A 15,576-nucleotide genomic window follows, 5' to 3' on the forward strand; every position below is an offset into this window, starting at 1 on the left:
GGCGAGACCTTCTCGGGCGCGATGGGACCTGATCGTCCTCTATGCGGACCGGACGTGCCGACCTGTATCGGACCGCGATTTGGTGGAGCGGATCGATAATAGTCTGTCAGTCTCTGAAACCCAAACCTGGTAGATGTCTTCATAGGGCGCGAGCCCGCTGAGCGTCCTGAGCCTGCGTGCGACTTATACGCTGTCGACTCACTGCACCATGCGAAATGGACGTGCGCTTAGAAGCGCCTGTCGATAAGTCTTCAAAATATTGCAAACTCAAGAAGAACAAACGAAAACGGCCCCCGCAAGGGAGCCGTTCAGTCTGAAATCAATAATAGATTTATGCTGCGCGCAGGCCGAGCACATCGTCAACCTGCTTGGCGGCGGCTGCTTCGTCGCCAGAGACAGCCGCAATCTCGCGGGTCAGGCGTTCCAGCGCAGCCTCGTACAGCTGACGTTCCGAATAGGACTGTTCACGCTGATCGTCGGCACGGTGCAGGTCGCGCACGACTTCCGCGATGGCGATCAAATCGCCGGAGTTGATTTTCTGCTCATACTCCTGCGCCCGGCGCGACCACATGGCGCGCTTCACCTTGGCTTTACCGCGCAACGTCTTCATCGCCTCATCCACCACGTCGGGGGAGCTAAGCGACCGCATACCGATTTCCGTTGCCTTGTGGGTGGGCACCCGCAGGGTCATCTTGTCCTTTTCAAACGAAATCACGAAAAGCTCGAGGCTCAGGCCTGCGATCTCCTGCTCTTCGATGGACACAATCTGGCCGACGCCATGCGCCGGATACACGACATAGTCATTGGGACGGAATTCGGATTTCTTCGCTTTGGTCATATACGTCTTTCCTCGCAGCACCGACCGCCTTTGCGCGCTTCTACTCCACGGACAAGAAAAAACGCGGAAACCTCATAGGTTACCGTGCCCCTGTTCATCGGTGTTCAAGCTATGGCCCAAAGGTTGCAGTCTCTGGACAACAAGGCGGATCGCCCTGCGCAGCGTGTCATCATGTAAACAATACATATAACATAAAAAGCGGGCCTAGGATAGCGCCCTGCTCATTCGAGAAAATGCAATACGGTCAAGTAGATAACTGCCGTCACTGCACCTTTGATCCGCTCCAGCGCGAATCAATCACGAAGTCAGCCGCCCTCGCCGGGCGCTTCGGAGAAGTACTTCTCCAGTTTGTCAGACTCGCCATCACGCTCTTCGGCTTCGGGCAGCGGGTCCTTCTTGGTGACGATGACAGGCCACATCTCGGAGTACTTGCGATTGAACTCCACCCATTTCTCCATCTCCGGCTCGGTGTCCGGACGGATGGCATCGGCAGGGCATTCGGGTTCGCAGACACCACAATCAATGCACTCATCAGGATGAATCACAAGGGTGTTTTCTCCCTCATAGAAACAATCCACGGGGCACACTTCAACACAATCGGTGTATTTGCAGCCGATGCAGTTGTCGGTCACGACATAGGTCATTGTGAGATCACTTCCGTCTAGAGCGTCAGGGCTTAGCTAAAGCAGCACCCTGAATCATTCAAGCGTCCTACGGCGATCAAGATCGAGTTTCCGCCTGTCACGCTTCGTCGGACGCGCATTGCCTTCGTCACGGACGATTGGCGAAACATCCGTTCCGTCACGGGGCTTTGGCGGAGAAAGATCTTCGTAGAGCGCCTGCGCTTCCGGCGCCGGACCGCGGCGTTCGCCAGGTGCAATCACCTTGATGACCCGCACATCGCGGCCTTGTGAAAAGGTCAGCACATCCCCCGGCCCCACGCCGTAGGCGGGTTTGGCAATGTGCTGACCGTTGACGCGGCAATGCCCTCCAGACACGACCTTGGCAGCGAGGCTGCGGGTCTTGAAAAACCGCGCGTGCCATAGCCACTTGTCGATGCGGATCTTGGAGGACACCGCCGAATCAGTCACTTACTTCTTGCCTTTCAGCCCCATGAGAGCCGCAGCAAAGGGGTTGTCCGGATCAATCGGCTTGTCCTTGCGCGGGGGGCGTGCCTCGGCAGATTTACCGCCTTTCGGGGCACCCTTCCCTTTGGGACCGCCTTTGCCTCTGGGACCGTTGCTGCCGGGCTTACCGCCCCGTCCGCCCTCTCCCTGAGCATCACGACGCGGCTTGTTCGCACCACCGCGACGTTGATTGCCCCGGTTTCCACCGCGATTGCCACCCCAGGTGAAGGTGTAGAAAGCCTCCATCTCGGGGCCTGCCACGCCTTCGTCAGGCGCGGTGCCGGGCAGAATTTCTTCAGCCGGAATTTCAGCAATGACATTCTCGTTGGACTCCGCATCCATCGTCTCGGCAGGCTCCGCCGAAATAGGCGCCTCGCCCGCATCTTCCAGCTCTGCGATTGGCTCTGCAATATCTGCGGGCGCCGGTGTTTCCGCCGCATCTGGTTCCAGCGTCGGCGCGGTCTCCGAAGCGACGTCCATGACAGGCGTGTCTTCAGAAGCGACCGTGGCATCCCCCTCGACCTGCTCGCCTGTCTCGGGCTGAACAACGGCGTCGACCGCTTTCACCTTTGCGCGTTCGCCTTTTTCGGCGCGATAGCCAAGGCCTTCCATGAGGTCAGCGAACTGCTCCAGCGTCATACCAGTGATGGAGAGCATGTCCGCTTTGGCTTCAAAGCCTCCGCGGCTGTCCTCGGAACGCAGCATGTCTGCCAGACGCTCCAGCATGTCGATACGGATCGCGCGTGCACCGGCCTTGCGGTAGCCGGACAGCGTGTAATGCTGGCTCGGCACCTCGGCCATGTTCGGTACGGTCACCAGTCCGGGCGGCGGCGCTTCGGGGAATTCATCCAGACCGTTGGACAGCGACCACAGCACCAGACGCAGACGCGTCGGAGCAGGCTTGAGCAGCAAGGGCATGAAGATGGTGAACTGACCGAACCGCACGCCGTGCTTGCGCAACGCGCCACGGGCGTCCTGATCCAGGGCCTTCACCTCATCGGCCACCTCGGAGCGCGGGATGATGCCCATCCCCTCGACCAGACGGAAGGCAAAGCCGCGCGCCAAACCGGTCAACAGCTCATCGTCGCGCATCTTCACCAGCGGCTCGAACTGTGCGGCAATCTTGCGGTCCATGAAGTGCTGCAGACGACGCTCTACCTTCTGCGCCACATCGGGACCAGCTTCATCATCCACGAACGCCACGACGCGCGGCTTCAGCGGATCGTCGCCTTTCGACAGCTTCCCGACAGCCTGATCGCCCCACATGAGGCCACCCTGCTCGGTGAAATCGATCTCCGTGTCAGGGGCATTGTAAAAGCGGTCCGCGCGCAAATGAAAATGCGGCGTCAGGGCCTGGGTGGAGGCTTGACGCAATGTCTTTGCCTCCTGCCCCTGCGCTTCCTTGTCTTGACGGAAGCGGAAGCCTTCCAGCTTGCCCACGACATGACCCTCGACGGTCACTTCTCCAGAATCGTTTACTTCGGCCAAGAGGGCCTCCTTCTGTTTCAACCGGCGAAGCAGGACGCTGGTCCGCCGGTCTACAAATCTCTGTGTCAATCGGTCATGCAATGCATCCGACAGGCGGTCTTCTACAGCGCGAGTCGTCCCGCGCCAATGCTCTTCGTCCCGGGTCCATCCCTTGCGCTGCGCAACATAGGTCCAAGTCCGAATATAGGCGAGCCGTTTTGACAACGCATCAATGTCGCCATCGGTTCGATCAATTCTTTTGACCTGACGTGCAAGGAAATCGTCAGGAATTGCGCCGGACTGGTGCAAATGGCCGAAAATCGTGCTCAGAAGGCCCGCATGCTCCGCCGGCGAAATGCCGCGAAAGTCGGGAATCCTGCACACGCTCCACAAAAGGCGCACACTTTCGACAGAGGAGGCCCTGGCCTGAACCTCCGCCTCCGCGGCCATGGCGCGCAAGGCCCGCAGGTCGTCGGCTTCGCGCGCCTTGGACAAAACATCCTGAGCCGGCGACACGTCGAGCGACCGCTCCAGCGCCTGGATGGAGCCAAAGTTCAGCTCAGCCGAGCGCCACTGCAGTTTCTTGATCGGTGTGAACTGGTGATTGCAGATGGCATCAGCCACGTTCTCGTCAAGCGGCGGCGCCTCCCCCGTTACCCCGAACGTGCCGTCTGACATTCCGCGCCCGGCGCGCCCGGCGATCTGAGCCAACTCGTTCGGCATCAGCGACCGCATCCGGCGTCCGTCGAACTTCATCATGCTGGAAAACGCGACGTGATTGATGTCGAGGTTCAGCCCCATACCAATGGCGTCGGTGGCGACAAGGTAATCCACCTCACCGTTTTGATAGAGGTCCACCTGCGCGTTGCGCGTCCGCGGCGAAAGCGCCCCCATGACAACGGCCGCCCCTCCTTTTTGCCGCTTCAGCAGCTCGGCGATGGCGTAGACGTTATCAATGGAAAATCCGACAATCGCGGTACGCGGCTGCAGGCGGCTGATTTTCTTCGACCCTGTGTACACCAGCTGGGACATACGCTCGCGGCGCACATATTCGACGCCCGGCACAATCTGCGCGATCGGCCCGCGCATGGTGTCAGACCCCAGAAACAGCGTCTCATGCGTGCCGCGCATCCGCAGCAGCCGGTCGGTAAAGACATGGCCGCGCTCCGGATCAGCACAAAGCTGGATCTCATCTATCGCGACGAAATCCGCGCCCATTCCCTCTGGCATCGCTTCGACCGTGCAGACCCAGTACTGCGCCCGCGGCGGAACGATCCGCTCTTCGCCTGTGACCAATGCCACAACGGAGGGACCACGCACCGCAACAATGCGGTCGTAGACTTCGCGCGCCAGCAAGCGCAGCGGCAGGCCGATCACACCCGTTCGATAGCCCAGCATCCGTTCGATGGCATAATGGGTCTTGCCCGTATTGGTCGGACCTAGAACAGCCGCGACCCGCGCTCTCATTGACATGCGCCCCTGTGCGATCCGCCGTTACAGCGTCACGCCCTTTACCTTGGTTTCAAGCCGCTCCAGCGCGTCGATGACGTCCGGGTCGTGCGGTCGCAGGGTCAGTACCTGTTCAAAGGCCCCATAGGCAAGCACCTCGTTGCCCAATTGTTCGTGGATCGCCCCGACACCACGAAGCGCTGCAAAATGTTCCGGGTTCAGGGCCAGCACACGCTCCAATGCATCCAGCGCAGGTCCAAATCGCTCCTCCTGGTAGTACGCAAGGGCGAGACCGTGCCAACCTTCGGCAAATTCAGGCGCATGATCGGTCAGCGCCCGAAAATGTTCAGTCGCCGCGTCGAGCTCTGACACGTCCAGGGCATCGCGCCCCCGCTTCAAGAGCAGGTCCATCGCCGGTGAACCGCTCTTTGACCATTCGGTGATGATCTGATTCTCCAGCCGCAGCGCAGAGGTTTCATCCTCCGCCTGTTGCAGCTCCGACATCAGCGTATCGAGGCGATCCTGTGCCAATCCTGCGATTGGTAGGGATATCATGACTGTGGCGAGAAATGCCGTGACGATACTTTTGAAATTCATGTCACCTCTGCTCATATCCTGTCATGAGTGTAGCGTCCGTGCGCGGAATGAACAGCGCACGTTTTTGAGAGAATGAAGGAGCGACGTATGAGCGAAGTTGTGACCGCGGCCGTGACAGCCCTGAAGTCCAAGATGGCTGGCGAGTCCTTTGAGGGCAGCGCAAAATTCGTCATCGAGGACGAAGGCAGCGTGATCATCGAGGGTGACGACGTGCGTGAAGGCGACGAGGACACCGACGTCACATTGACCGCCGACCAGGAAACATTCGAGGCGATCCTGTCCGGTGACCTCAATCCGACGGCTGCCTTCATGGGCGGCAAGCTTGCAATCGACGGCGACATGTCCGCGGCGATGCGCCTTGCCGGAGTCCTTGCCTGATGGACCTGACCCCCGCGCCTTTCTTTGCTGATCTCGCCGAAGGCCCTGCCGGCGCCCGCGCCTGGTGGGTCAAGGCCGCAGATTCGCTGAGGCTGCGCATTGCGCACTACCCGTCCGAGGGGACGCGGGGGAATGTGCTGCTTTTTCCGGGCCGCACGGAATACGTCGAGAAATACGGCCGCGCCGCAGCGGTCTTCGCCGAGGCCGGATACCACACACTCGCCATTGATTGGCGCGGTCAGGGATTGGCAGACCGGATGTTGGTCGAACGACGCACGGGCCATGTCGATCTGTTCGAGGACTACCAGCGCGACGTCGCCGCCATGACATCGCTGGTCGACGTGTTGGACCTGCCGCGCACGCAGCATCTGGTTGCGCATTCGATGGGCGGTTGCATTGGTCTGCGGGCGCTGATGGACGGACTGGACGTGACCTCCGCTGTGTTCACCGGCCCGATGTGGGGCATTCGCATTGCAAATCCCGTGCGTCCGGCGGCTTGGGCGATCGCGCGGATGTCGAAGTCGATGGGTCTTGGCCATATGTTTGCGCCCGGCACCGGAGCAATCAGTTATGTCGTTGGCAGTGATTTCAACGACAACAGCCTCACCCGCGACCCGGAGACGTGGGAGTACATGCGCCGCCAGGTCCTCGCTCATCCCGAATTGCAACTGGGCGGCCCTTCCCTCAATTGGTTGCATGAAGCACTGGCCGAGATGCGTCTCCTGTCCCGTCGCCCCGCGCCGAACGTCCCGTGCGTATGCTACACAGGCACCAATGAACGCATCGTTGATATCGATCGCATCCGCGCCCGAATGGCGGAATGGCCGAGCGGACGGCTGGAAATGGTGGCCGATGGCGAGCATGAGATCATGATGGAAGTGCCCGCGACCCGTAACCGCGTGTTCGCCGACATGATCGACCACTTCGCCACGGCAGGAGAGGCACAGGCGCTGACCGCCTGATTGTCCTCGCCAAGGTCATAAAGCGCATTATCTCCGCTGCATGACCGATCCAGTTCTCACCTTCACTGACCGGGGTATCTACTGCCCTGCCGGCGATTTTTACATTGATCCCTGGCGCCCCGTAGATCGCGCTTTGATCACCCATGGCCATGCGGACCACGCGCGGCCCGGGCATGGGCGGTACCTTGCGACCCACGCCGCTTTGCCGGTCATGCGGCACAGGCTGGGCGACATCACTGCCGAAGGCATCGCATACGGTGAGACACGGCAAATCGGCGGCGCAAACGTGTCGTTTCACCCCGCCGGCCACCTCCCCGGATCTGCGCAGATCCGTATCGAGGTGGACGGTTATGTCTGGGTCGCGTCAGGCGATTACAAAACCACCGACGATGGGTTCTGCGAGCCGTACGAGCCTGTACGCTGCCACAGTTTCATCACCGAATGCACCTTCGGCCTCCCTGTGTTCACATGGGAACCACAGGCGAAGGTCGCGGAAGAGATCAACGCTTGGTGGCAAACCTGTGTTGCCGAGGGGAAAACAGCTTTGTTGGGCGCCTATTCCCTGGGGAAGGCGCAACGGCTCTTGTCCCTGCTCGATCCAATTGGCCCGATCCTCACCCATGGTGCAGTGGAAGCCACAAACGAGATACTCCGTACACAAGGATACGCTCTTCCCGAGACAATTCACGTCACGCCAGACTTGGACGTAAAGGCACAGAAAGGCGCCTTGGTGCTGGCACCGCCATCGGCCTTGGGCAGCCAGTGGGCCCGTCGGTTTCGAAACCCTTCCACCAGCTTTGCCTCTGGCTGGATGAGGATACGCGGCATACGTCGCAGGCGGGGCATGGATCGCGGTTTTGTTCTGTCGGATCACGCCGACTGGCCCGGGCTTCAGGAGGCCATCAAGGCCACCGGCGCAGAAACAGTCTATGCCACGCACGGCTACACCGAGATCTTCTCCAAGTGGCTGAAAGAAGAAGGCTATGACGCACATGTGCTGCAGACCGAATTCGGCGACGATGGCCAAAGCGAGGAGGCTGTATGAAACGCTTCACCCGCCTTTTTACCACCCTCGATCAAACCACGAAAACCACGCTCAAGACGAAGGCCCTTGCCGAATACTTCATTACGGCTCCGGACGAGGATAAACTTTGGTGCATCGCCCTCTTCTCCGGCAGGCGGCCGAAGCGGGCGATCAACGCCACCGAATTGCGCAACCTCGCAGCGGAACAGGCGCGTATCCCCCTTTGGCTGTTCGAGGAAAGCTACCCGATTGTCGGTGACCTGGCCGAGACCATCTCGCTGGTATTGCCCCCCCCGACGCGCGACAGCGATCTGCCTTTGTCCCGCTGGATCGAGCAGCTCCGCGCGATGACGGGTCTGCCGCTGGACGAGCGCAAAGCACAAATCCTTGACGCATGGGATCAACTCGACACAGCAGAGCGTTTTGTCTTCACGAAGCTTGTGACCGGCGGCTTTCGCATCGGAATATCACGCAAATTGATGACCCGCGCCCTGGCTCAGGCCACCGATCAGGACGAGGCCGCCTTGGCGCTCAAGCTTATGGGCAATTGGACGCCGGAGACCACAAGCTATCACGACCTCATCGAAAAGGATGACCCGCGTGCCGATGGCTCACGCCCCTATCCTTTTTACCTGGCCTATCAATTGGAAAGTGAGGCGAAAAATCTAGGTCCACCAGCGGATTGGCAAGCAGAATGGAAGTGGGACGGAATTCGCGGCCAGTTGATTTTGCGCGACGGTGAACACCATCTCTGGTCACGCGGAGAAGAGCTGTTGACAGATCGCTTTCCGGAATTCGAGCGAGCTCCGGATTTTCTGCCCGACGGCACCGTCTTTGACGGAGAACTGCTGGCGTGGGACGATGGCCCCCTTCCCTTTGCAACATTACAGCCGCGCATCACGCGGAAGACTGTTTCCAAAAAACTTCTCCGAGACGCGCCCGTGTCCCTACTGGCATATGATTTGCTTGAAATCGGCGGTGACGACATCCGCCACCTTCCCTTGAAGGAACGCCGCCAATGCCTTGAAACAATGCTGGAGAATGCCCCGCCGGATTCTCCTGTACGCCTTTCGCCGAAACTCGATTTCGAAAGCTGGGACGCACTGGCAGACACCAGAGCAACTGCAAGAACGCACCGCGCCGAAGGCCTGATGTTAAAACGCTGCGACGCGCCATACCTTGCAGGCCGCAAAAAGGGCGATTGGTGGAAGTGGAAGCTGGATCCGCTGACCGTCGACGCTGTGATGATCTACGCGCAACAAGGGCATGGCCGCCGCGCCAATCTGTTTACCGATTTCACATTTGCGGTTTGGAATGGCAACGAGTTGACCCCATTTACCAAGGCCTACTCAGGGCTCTCGGACAGTGAGTTCGAGGAAATCACCCGATGGGTTCGGCGCAACACATTACAGCGCTTCGGCCCTGTCCGGCAGGTCAAGCCGGAGCATGTTTTCGAGATTGCCTTTGAGGGCATTCAGGAAAGCCCGCGACACAAATCGGGCATTGCCCTGCGTTTTCCACGCATGAGCAGATGGCGCCGTGACAAGCCTGTGAACGAAGCAAATTCTCTCAATGACCTGAAATCGTTGTTGAAACTCTACGGATGAGATGCAATGTCAGACGCCGTGGGTCACATTCCCTTCGATGGAGCGCCCAATACGCGGTATTGCTTGAGCACCGAAAGGGCATTTGATTTGCGCATAATTAGCCTAATTCTACTTGTCTCCGCAGCCGCGCCCGCCGCTGCGCAATCCGTCAAATTCGAGGGAACCGTCGAGGCAGGAGTGACCAATCTGGCTGAACTCCCACTTTTCGGGGCTATGGATGCTACTGCGTCGGTGCCGTTTCCCACATCCCGTCCTCTAAGCTTCGAAGTCGGTACATATCTGTACGCCTTGGACGGGAAAAACCCGCATGAGACCTACGCTGCCTTCGTTTGGGACGGGCGCATTCGGCTCGGGGTCGTGCGCCCCGCCTTTGATTCGGTAATTCCATCGGTCTTTGAACACACCGCGCCGTACCTTTCGTATGACCGCCTTGAATACACGCGGAGCCACAACACTGTCGAAGCCATGCGGCGCACCGCAGTGCCTTGGGGAATGTCTGTTGACGGTGAGATGGAGGCCTTGAAATGGTCTGTATCGGCGCATGGCGCCCACAAAGGCGGCTTTCGTACAGCCTCAGCCGCACTTTCGCGGGAAAGTGGCCGCTATGAGTTTGCCGCCGCTCTAGAGGGCATTTGGTCGGATGATGGACAACACGAAGGTGTGAATGCGAAACTTGGCACGCGCGCCGATTTTGGCAGTCTCGACCTGTCGGCCGCATGGCTAAGCATGGCCGCAAACGATCGTCCAAACGCGATTGCATTGAAGGCTGAACTTGATCTCACTGGCGACTATCTCATTACAGTCATGGGTGAATTTTCAGAAGATCAAGAGGACGATGCCTACGGGCTCGCTGTAAAACGCAGCTTTGATCAGTATGGAGATGCCGTCCTCGCAGCGACAGACGGCGAAGCAGGTCCCGGATTGCACCTGACATATGCATACACGTTCTGAAAGGGCGGGGTCATTTCCCCGCCCAGTTCGAACTTGATCGCAAGAGCCTTAACCGCCAGCTGCACTGCTACCCCGCCTGAGCCGAGCGTACATGCTTGTACGCCTTCTGAAATCTCAGGGGGTAAACACCGACTGTTAAGACAGACAGGTGTCGGAGATCCAGAAAATCGCGCACTAACCGCCTAGCGTGCCCTTCCCGACATGTCGTGGCCACGAAGCGTTTCGTTTCACAGACGGTGTTTCCCGGCTTGGCTATATGTCTGAGAGCCGATTACTCCGAGCTCGCTTCGTCCGGCGACTCCTCCTGCGTATCAGGCTCCTCCTGCGTACTGTCTTCCTGCGCACTGTCTGTGTTGGTGTCTTCCGACGCGGCCGCATCCTCTTCAGATGTGTTCTCCGATTGATCGGAGGCATCATCTGACGACTGGGCTGCGTCTTCCGCATCAGTCAGAACCGCTGAGCAATCAGATCCAAGTGTCACGCCTTGCGACGTCAACGCCATGATTGACAAAGCACATTCTGTTTCCTCGACGCTCACAGTCGTTGTGCCACCGGTTCCCAAGTTTACGGTTTCCCGATTGACCGATAGCCGTGCAGAGCCTTGCTCCGGTTCCAAGCGAGAGACGAAAACGCGCAACGCCCCATCCGCAAACAGCGCGGTACTTCCAACCGACAGCGCATCGCTCACTTCCATGTCGTCGCTCGGCATTGCGCCGCCACCGCTACCACCGTCGGAGGAGGCCACAGCAGAGGCTGCAATTTGCGCGCTGTTTGCCATGCTCGACGACAGCTCATCCATAGCCGCCTGAACAGCTTCCGCCTGAGACGCGCCAGCTTCGGAAATCTGCGAGGACAGAGCGTCGCGCATGTCTTTGATCTGCTCGGAAAGACCCTGGGTCTGTTCCCCCATGCTGGCGGCCATTTCCTCTGGATCAACCGTATTTCCCGTTACGGCGGCTTCCAGCGCGGTCAACTGTTCCTGGATCGTCGCAAGCGCAGTTTGCGTGCTCGTCGCTGCATTGCTCGCCTCTTCCCGCGCGGGCTGAATTGTCCGACTGATCGCGTCTTGCATGGCAGTGTCGCTCATGCCGTTGCCGATGACCGTGCCGCCGATCAGGCCAACAACCAGCCCCCCCACCGCAAAAATAAAGCCCTTGGTATCCATGTTCGAAATCTCCTCCACTAGATGAATCGCATCCTTCTCCTGACGTTGAGTTAGCTCAGAGATGCTCGGTGTCCGCAATTCTTTTAAGCCCGCTGCGCCTTGCCATCCCCGCAACCTCACACCTATGTCTGTATGCAAACGTCAATCATCCGAGGTTCAAAATGCCCCTTTCGCTTCCCCGTCCGCTTTTTGATGCAAATGCCACTTCTGGCGGCAAGGATCTGGGCCCTCTGCCGGAGTGGGATCTGACCGATCTGTACCCGGCACCCGACGCGCCGGAGCTGAAGCGAGATCTCGATTGGTTGGAGAACGCGTGCCGGACCTTCGCAGAAGATTACGAAGGCAAGCTGGACACACTCGACGCCTCCGGGTTTCTCGACGTCATTCAACGCCACGAAAAGATCGGGGCGATCGCAGGCCGTATCATGTCCTTCGCCGGTTTGCGGTACTACCAGCTGACGGTGGATTCCGAGCGGGCAAAGTTCCTCTCCGACATGCAGGAGAAGGTAACAAACTACACGACGCCACTGGTGTTTTTCACGTTGGAGCTCAACCGGCTGGACGATGCAACACTGGACGCCCTGTTTGATGCCGATGCTGACCTTGCGCGCTACAAACCCGCCATCCGGCGCATCCGCGCGCTGAAACCTTACCAGCTCTCTGACGAGATGGAGAAGTTCCTGCATGATATGGGCGTGGTTGGCGACGCCTGGGAAAAGTTGTTCGACGAAACCATCGCGGGACTGACCTTCGAGATCGACGGCGAAGAACTCGGGATCGAGGGCACGCTGAACTTCCTCACCGATCAAGACCGCAGCAAACGCGAAGCTGCCGCGCATGAGCTGGCACGCGTTTTCGGTGAAAACATCCGCACGTTCGCACGCATCCACAACACCACCGCGAAGGAGAAAGAGGTCATGGACCGGTGGCGCGGAATGCCCACCGCTCAGACCGGGCGTCACCTGTCCAATGATGTGGAACCCGAAGTCGTCGAGGCGTTGCGCAATGCCGTGGTCGAGGCCTACCCGCGCCTGTCTCACCGTTACTATGAATTGAAGCGCAAGTGGCTTGGCCTCGACCGAATGCAGGTCTGGGACCGCAACGCGCCGCTGCCGATGGAAACCGATCGCGTCATCGACTGGCCCGAAGCGCGCGAGATGGTGATGGATGCCTACAACGCCTTCGATCCACGTATGGGCGAAATCGCGACGCCCTTCTTTGACAAGGGGTGGATCGACGCCGCCGTGAAACCGGGAAAGGCGCCCGGCGCTTTCGCCCATCCGACCGTCACCGACGTACACCCTTACGTCATGTTGAACTACCTCGGAAAACCGCGTGATGTCATGACCCTGGCGCATGAACTTGGCCATGGCGTACACCAGGTTCTGGCAGCAGATCAGGGCGAAATGCTGTCCTCCACTCCCTTGACGCTTGCGGAAACCGCCTCCGTCTTTGGCGAGATGCTGACGTTCCGCAAGATGCTGGAAAACGCCAAGGACCAGAAGGAGCGCAAGGTCATGCTCGCCGGCAAGGTCGAGGACATGATCAACACCGTCGTGCGCCAGATTGCCTTCTATGACTTTGAATGCAAACTGCACGATGCCCGTCGCGGCGGCGAGCTGACCCCGGACGACATCAACGCGCTGTGGATGTCGGTGCAGGCAGAAAGCCTCGGCGAAGGCTTCGACTTCATGGAAGGATACGAGACGTTCTGGGCCTATATTCCACACTTCGTGCATTCGCCGTTTTACGTCTATGCCTATGCCTTCGGTGACGGTCTGGTGAACGCGCTCTACGCGACCTACGAAGAAAATCCCGAAGGCTTCCAGGACAAGTACTTCGACATGCTCAAGGCAGGCGGCTCAAAGCATCACAAAGAGCTCCTCGCCCCCTTTGGTCTCGACGCAACCGACCCCAAGTTCTGGGACAAGGGTCTGTCGATGATCGAAGGCTTCATCGACGAGCTTGAGGCGATGGAAGACTGACATTGGCCAAACGTGAAGGGCCTTCCCGGCCCTTCACCCTTATGGCTCAATAGGCCTGAGCCCTCAGGGCCGACGCAGCTGCTCCAGATACCCCGCACGCACCGCCTCGGGGTGAATGATGCCCAGCTGTGCCGGGATCTTTGGCAGTTTCAGCACCCGCGCGATGGCAAATCTGTTCCTGCCACCGCCCGTGCGAAGCGGTTCGCCGTCCCGCGCGATGTGAAAGAAAATACCCTCATATTCGCGCCGCAAGTGACCGGGAAGCTCGCTGCGCGGACGCAATGTGCCCGTTTTCTGCGCATCTTCGTAGACCCGATCCAGATCTTCGTAGCGCGCCATGATCTCTTCGAGTGTGCGCGCGCCTTCGGAAATACCTTTCTCGGCGATCTTGCCCAGATGGTAGTCCACGATGCCGGTTTCGGCCCAGCTCATCCCCTTGACAAAGTGATCGTGGATCACCCGCGCCGCCCGCGTTTCGGGAAGCGGTTCACGCGATTGATCCCAGTCGCCCGCGACGACCATGCCACTTTCCCGCCGCCTGTACGCACGATCCACCGCCCTGTGCGCAAATTTGATGTCACACGGCGAAATGTAGATACGCTCGTCACTGAGGGGCGCTCCGGGCCCGTAGCGAAAGCGGTTCCATACGTCCCGCACCACCTTCTGCGGCACCCCCGCAGCAAGCTGGCGCCCAAGACGTGTCTTCGGTTGATCTGGATGCGGCATCTTGGACCCTCAATTTTCCGATCGGGCCGCGCGGTGCCCAAAACGCGGGAAAATCAAATCGGTGCCGAGCTGTCAATGCAGGGTTGTGCCGTCAGCGACCAGCGCGGATATGCGGATAAGCTGCCAGCGCTTACTTCAATTGGCTGTCCTTCGATCCCCGTCGATTGTACGACGATTGCCGCACGTCGCGCCCTTGCCGCTCGGCAGCGCAGTCCACGCAAAACTTTACGCCGGGCAAAGCGACGCGCCGCTTCTCGGGGATCTCCTCACCACACTCAGCACAGTCCATCAGGCTTTCTCCGACAGGCGCGCGCCGCAGCTTCATCCGCTCCAACTCTTCCTGAATCGAAGCTTCCATCTGTTCATTTTCCGCTCCGTCGCGGCTCCATCCTCCAGCCATTGCGTGCCTCCTTGGGGCTTTGCTTGGATATTCATCCAGTAATATAGGGCATCTTTGGATTTGTCGCGGTGTCGCGTCGTGGGTCACACCACGTGCCGATGTGATGGCGCGAAGAGCGCCCCACAACCGAATGAGATCATCGATCCGTCTGGCCGATCATGATTAAGGTTTTACAGCAGACGCTCAGCGTTTTGCGGGACGCCAGCCCGCAAGCCGCGCATCCTCTGCCGTGTCAAAGCAGCGCTCGCCCTTCGACAGGTTAATCCGCGTCGCTTTGTAATCGCGCTGCCCCGGCATATGATAAATGCGTTCAGCACCGTCCCGGCTGATGTTGCCCTTTATAACGCACTCTTTTTGCGCGTTTTTTGTGGCCTTCTGCGCTGATCGCTTGCGGTACTGCGCCGGCGGATCGAATGCGACCGCATGAAGCCCGAGCCCGGCCTCACGTGCAGCTGTCTCATGCGTTGTGTAGTCCATGGAGTACCGCGTGAAAGCCACGGCAAACCCGCGGCTCACCATCTGTTCACCAACATCCTCGCCGTCAACAAAGCAACGCGCGACGATTCGGTCATAGCGATCCCGGTCAAGTTCGACACAACGCGCCATCCGCCCCTCGACCATTTGGCGCAGATTTTCAGTCACCCAAGCGCCGCAAGCCCAATGACCGGAGCCGCCAGCCCCGCAGTGTTGCCCCTGCTCCGGCGCATCTATGCCATGCAAGCGCACACGCGCGGTGCCAACGTCGATCGTATCGCCGTCGATTACGCGAACGGAACCGACAAGATCGGTGGCAGAGGCCTGGGAGGCGCACAAGGTCGACACGCCAAGCGTGACGATCAGGAGCATTTGGTTAACGGAGTTTAACATTCCCTTTATATCGCCACAGCATCTGGCGAGTAC

The 15,576-nt window shown here is 59.3% G+C and carries 15 protein-coding genes; 6 read left to right on the top strand and 9 right to left on the bottom strand.

Annotated elements, in window-relative coordinates; all coding sequences use genetic code 11:
* Positions 1-331: 331 nt before the first annotated feature.
* The 5 genes from GGQ68_RS03655 to GGQ68_RS03675 form a co-directional block, all read right to left on the bottom strand.
* The gene (locus tag GGQ68_RS03655; protein WP_183963061.1) at positions 332-838 is read right to left on the bottom strand and encodes a CarD family transcriptional regulator; all 507 of its coding nucleotides are present in this window, start codon (positions 836-838) and stop codon (positions 332-334) included.
* A gap of 305 nt (positions 839-1,143) precedes the next feature.
* Positions 1,144-1,482: a ferredoxin FdxA gene (fdxA, locus tag GGQ68_RS03660; RefSeq protein WP_183963062.1), complete on the bottom strand. Its 339-nt coding sequence runs from the start codon at positions 1,480-1,482 to the stop codon at positions 1,144-1,146.
* Positions 1,483-1,536: 54 nt separating this feature from the next.
* On the bottom strand, positions 1,537-1,929 hold the full coding sequence (locus tag GGQ68_RS03665) for an RNA-binding S4 domain-containing protein (RefSeq protein ID WP_343055839.1): 393 nt from the start codon (positions 1,927-1,929) through the stop codon (positions 1,537-1,539).
* Positions 1,930-4,905, bottom strand: coding sequence for a helicase-related protein (locus GGQ68_RS03670; protein WP_183963063.1), 2,976 nt, complete (start codon positions 4,903-4,905; stop codon positions 1,930-1,932).
* 21 nt (positions 4,906-4,926) lie between these two features.
* On the bottom strand, positions 4,927-5,478 hold the full coding sequence (locus GGQ68_RS03675; RefSeq protein WP_246429252.1) for a tetratricopeptide repeat protein: 552 nt from the start codon (positions 5,476-5,478) through the stop codon (positions 4,927-4,929).
* A gap of 87 nt (positions 5,479-5,565) precedes the next feature.
* On the opposite strand from GGQ68_RS03675, the gene GGQ68_RS03680 reads away from it, so the two are divergent.
* From GGQ68_RS03680 to GGQ68_RS03700, 5 genes are read left to right on the top strand one after another with little or no spacing between them, the layout of a single operon-like run.
* On the top strand, positions 5,566-5,856 hold the full coding sequence (locus GGQ68_RS03680) for an SCP2 sterol-binding domain-containing protein (RefSeq protein ID WP_183963064.1): 291 nt from the start codon (positions 5,566-5,568) through the stop codon (positions 5,854-5,856).
* On the top strand, positions 5,856-6,818 hold the full coding sequence (locus GGQ68_RS03685) for an alpha/beta fold hydrolase (RefSeq protein WP_183963065.1): 963 nt from the start codon (positions 5,856-5,858) through the stop codon (positions 6,816-6,818). The genes GGQ68_RS03680 and GGQ68_RS03685 overlap by 1 nt, the downstream gene beginning before the upstream one ends.
* A gap of 40 nt (positions 6,819-6,858) precedes the next feature.
* Positions 6,859-7,863, top strand: coding sequence for a ligase-associated DNA damage response exonuclease (locus GGQ68_RS03690; protein WP_183963066.1), 1,005 nt, complete (start codon positions 6,859-6,861; stop codon positions 7,861-7,863).
* Positions 7,860-9,449: an ATP-dependent DNA ligase gene (locus GGQ68_RS03695; RefSeq protein WP_183963067.1), complete on the top strand. Its 1,590-nt coding sequence runs from the start codon at positions 7,860-7,862 to the stop codon at positions 9,447-9,449. The genes GGQ68_RS03690 and GGQ68_RS03695 overlap by 4 nt, the downstream gene beginning before the upstream one ends.
* Positions 9,450-9,455: 6 nt before the next feature.
* Positions 9,456-10,400, top strand: coding sequence for a hypothetical protein (locus GGQ68_RS03700; protein ID WP_183963068.1), 945 nt, complete (start codon positions 9,456-9,458; stop codon positions 10,398-10,400).
* Between the two features lie 271 nt (positions 10,401-10,671).
* On the opposite strand, the gene GGQ68_RS03705 is transcribed toward GGQ68_RS03700, so the two are convergent.
* Positions 10,672-11,565 carry a hypothetical protein gene (locus GGQ68_RS03705; protein WP_183963069.1) on the bottom strand — a complete coding sequence of 298 codons (894 nt, stop codon included), beginning with the start codon at positions 11,563-11,565 and terminating at the stop codon, positions 10,672-10,674.
* Between the two features lie 161 nt (positions 11,566-11,726).
* Here GGQ68_RS03705 and GGQ68_RS03710 point away from each other — a divergent pair, with 161 nt between their 5' ends.
* Positions 11,727-13,550, top strand: a complete 1,824-nt coding sequence (locus GGQ68_RS03710) for a M3 family oligoendopeptidase (RefSeq protein ID WP_183963070.1) — start codon at positions 11,727-11,729, stop codon at positions 13,548-13,550.
* A 63-nt stretch (positions 13,551-13,613) separates the two neighbouring features.
* Here GGQ68_RS03710 and GGQ68_RS03715 read toward each other — a convergent pair whose 3' ends face one another.
* The 3 genes from GGQ68_RS03715 to GGQ68_RS03725 form a co-directional block, all read right to left on the bottom strand.
* On the bottom strand, positions 13,614-14,072 hold the full coding sequence (locus GGQ68_RS03715) for a hypothetical protein (protein ID WP_221235517.1): 459 nt from the start codon (positions 14,070-14,072) through the stop codon (positions 13,614-13,616).
* A gap of 334 nt (positions 14,073-14,406) precedes the next feature.
* Positions 14,407-14,676: a DksA/TraR family C4-type zinc finger protein gene (locus GGQ68_RS03720; RefSeq protein WP_183963071.1), complete on the bottom strand. Its 270-nt coding sequence runs from the start codon at positions 14,674-14,676 to the stop codon at positions 14,407-14,409.
* A 183-nt stretch (positions 14,677-14,859) separates the two neighbouring features.
* The gene (locus GGQ68_RS03725) at positions 14,860-15,543 is read right to left on the bottom strand and encodes a thermonuclease family protein (RefSeq protein ID WP_183963072.1); all 684 of its coding nucleotides are present in this window, start codon (positions 15,541-15,543) and stop codon (positions 14,860-14,862) included.
* Between the last annotated feature and the right edge of the window lie 33 nt (positions 15,544-15,576).

Source organism: Sagittula marina, from assembly GCF_014196795.1.
GTDB lineage: Bacteria > Pseudomonadota > Alphaproteobacteria > Rhodobacterales > Rhodobacteraceae > Sagittula > Sagittula marina.

What these genes read in the sequence shown, in the direction of transcription:
- GGQ68_RS03725 (WP_183963072.1), bottom strand. Translation starts at nt 15,543, where the DNA reads ATGTTAAACTCCGTTAACCAAATGCTCCTGATCGTCACGCTTGGCGTG.
- GGQ68_RS03710 (WP_183963070.1), top strand. Translation starts at nt 11,727, where the DNA reads ATGCCCCTTTCGCTTCCCCGTCCGCTTTTTGATGCAAATGCCACTTCT.
- GGQ68_RS03670 (WP_183963063.1), bottom strand. Translation starts at nt 4,905, where the DNA reads ATGTCAATGAGAGCGCGGGTCGCGGCTGTTCTAGGTCCGACCAATACG.
- GGQ68_RS03680 (WP_183963064.1), top strand. Translation starts at nt 5,566, where the DNA reads ATGAGCGAAGTTGTGACCGCGGCCGTGACAGCCCTGAAGTCCAAGATG.
- GGQ68_RS03700 (WP_183963068.1), top strand. Translation starts at nt 9,456, where the DNA reads ATGTCAGACGCCGTGGGTCACATTCCCTTCGATGGAGCGCCCAATACG.
- GGQ68_RS03690 (WP_183963066.1), top strand. Translation starts at nt 6,859, where the DNA reads ATGACCGATCCAGTTCTCACCTTCACTGACCGGGGTATCTACTGCCCT.
- GGQ68_RS03685 (WP_183963065.1), top strand. Translation starts at nt 5,856, where the DNA reads ATGGACCTGACCCCCGCGCCTTTCTTTGCTGATCTCGCCGAAGGCCCT.
- GGQ68_RS03705 (WP_183963069.1), bottom strand. Translation starts at nt 11,565, where the DNA reads ATGGATACCAAGGGCTTTATTTTTGCGGTGGGGGGGCTGGTTGTTGGC.
- GGQ68_RS03675 (WP_246429252.1), bottom strand. Translation starts at nt 5,478, where the DNA reads ATGAATTTCAAAAGTATCGTCACGGCATTTCTCGCCACAGTCATGATA.
- fdxA (WP_183963062.1), bottom strand. Translation starts at nt 1,482, where the DNA reads ATGACCTATGTCGTGACCGACAACTGCATCGGCTGCAAATACACCGAT.
- GGQ68_RS03715 (WP_221235517.1), bottom strand. Translation starts at nt 14,072, where the DNA reads ATGGTCGTCGCGGGCGACTGGGATCAATCGCGTGAACCGCTTCCCGAA.
- GGQ68_RS03695 (WP_183963067.1), top strand. Translation starts at nt 7,860, where the DNA reads ATGAAACGCTTCACCCGCCTTTTTACCACCCTCGATCAAACCACGAAA.
- GGQ68_RS03720 (WP_183963071.1), bottom strand. Translation starts at nt 14,676, where the DNA reads ATGGCTGGAGGATGGAGCCGCGACGGAGCGGAAAATGAACAGATGGAA.
- GGQ68_RS03655 (WP_183963061.1), bottom strand. Translation starts at nt 838, where the DNA reads ATGACCAAAGCGAAGAAATCCGAATTCCGTCCCAATGACTATGTCGTG.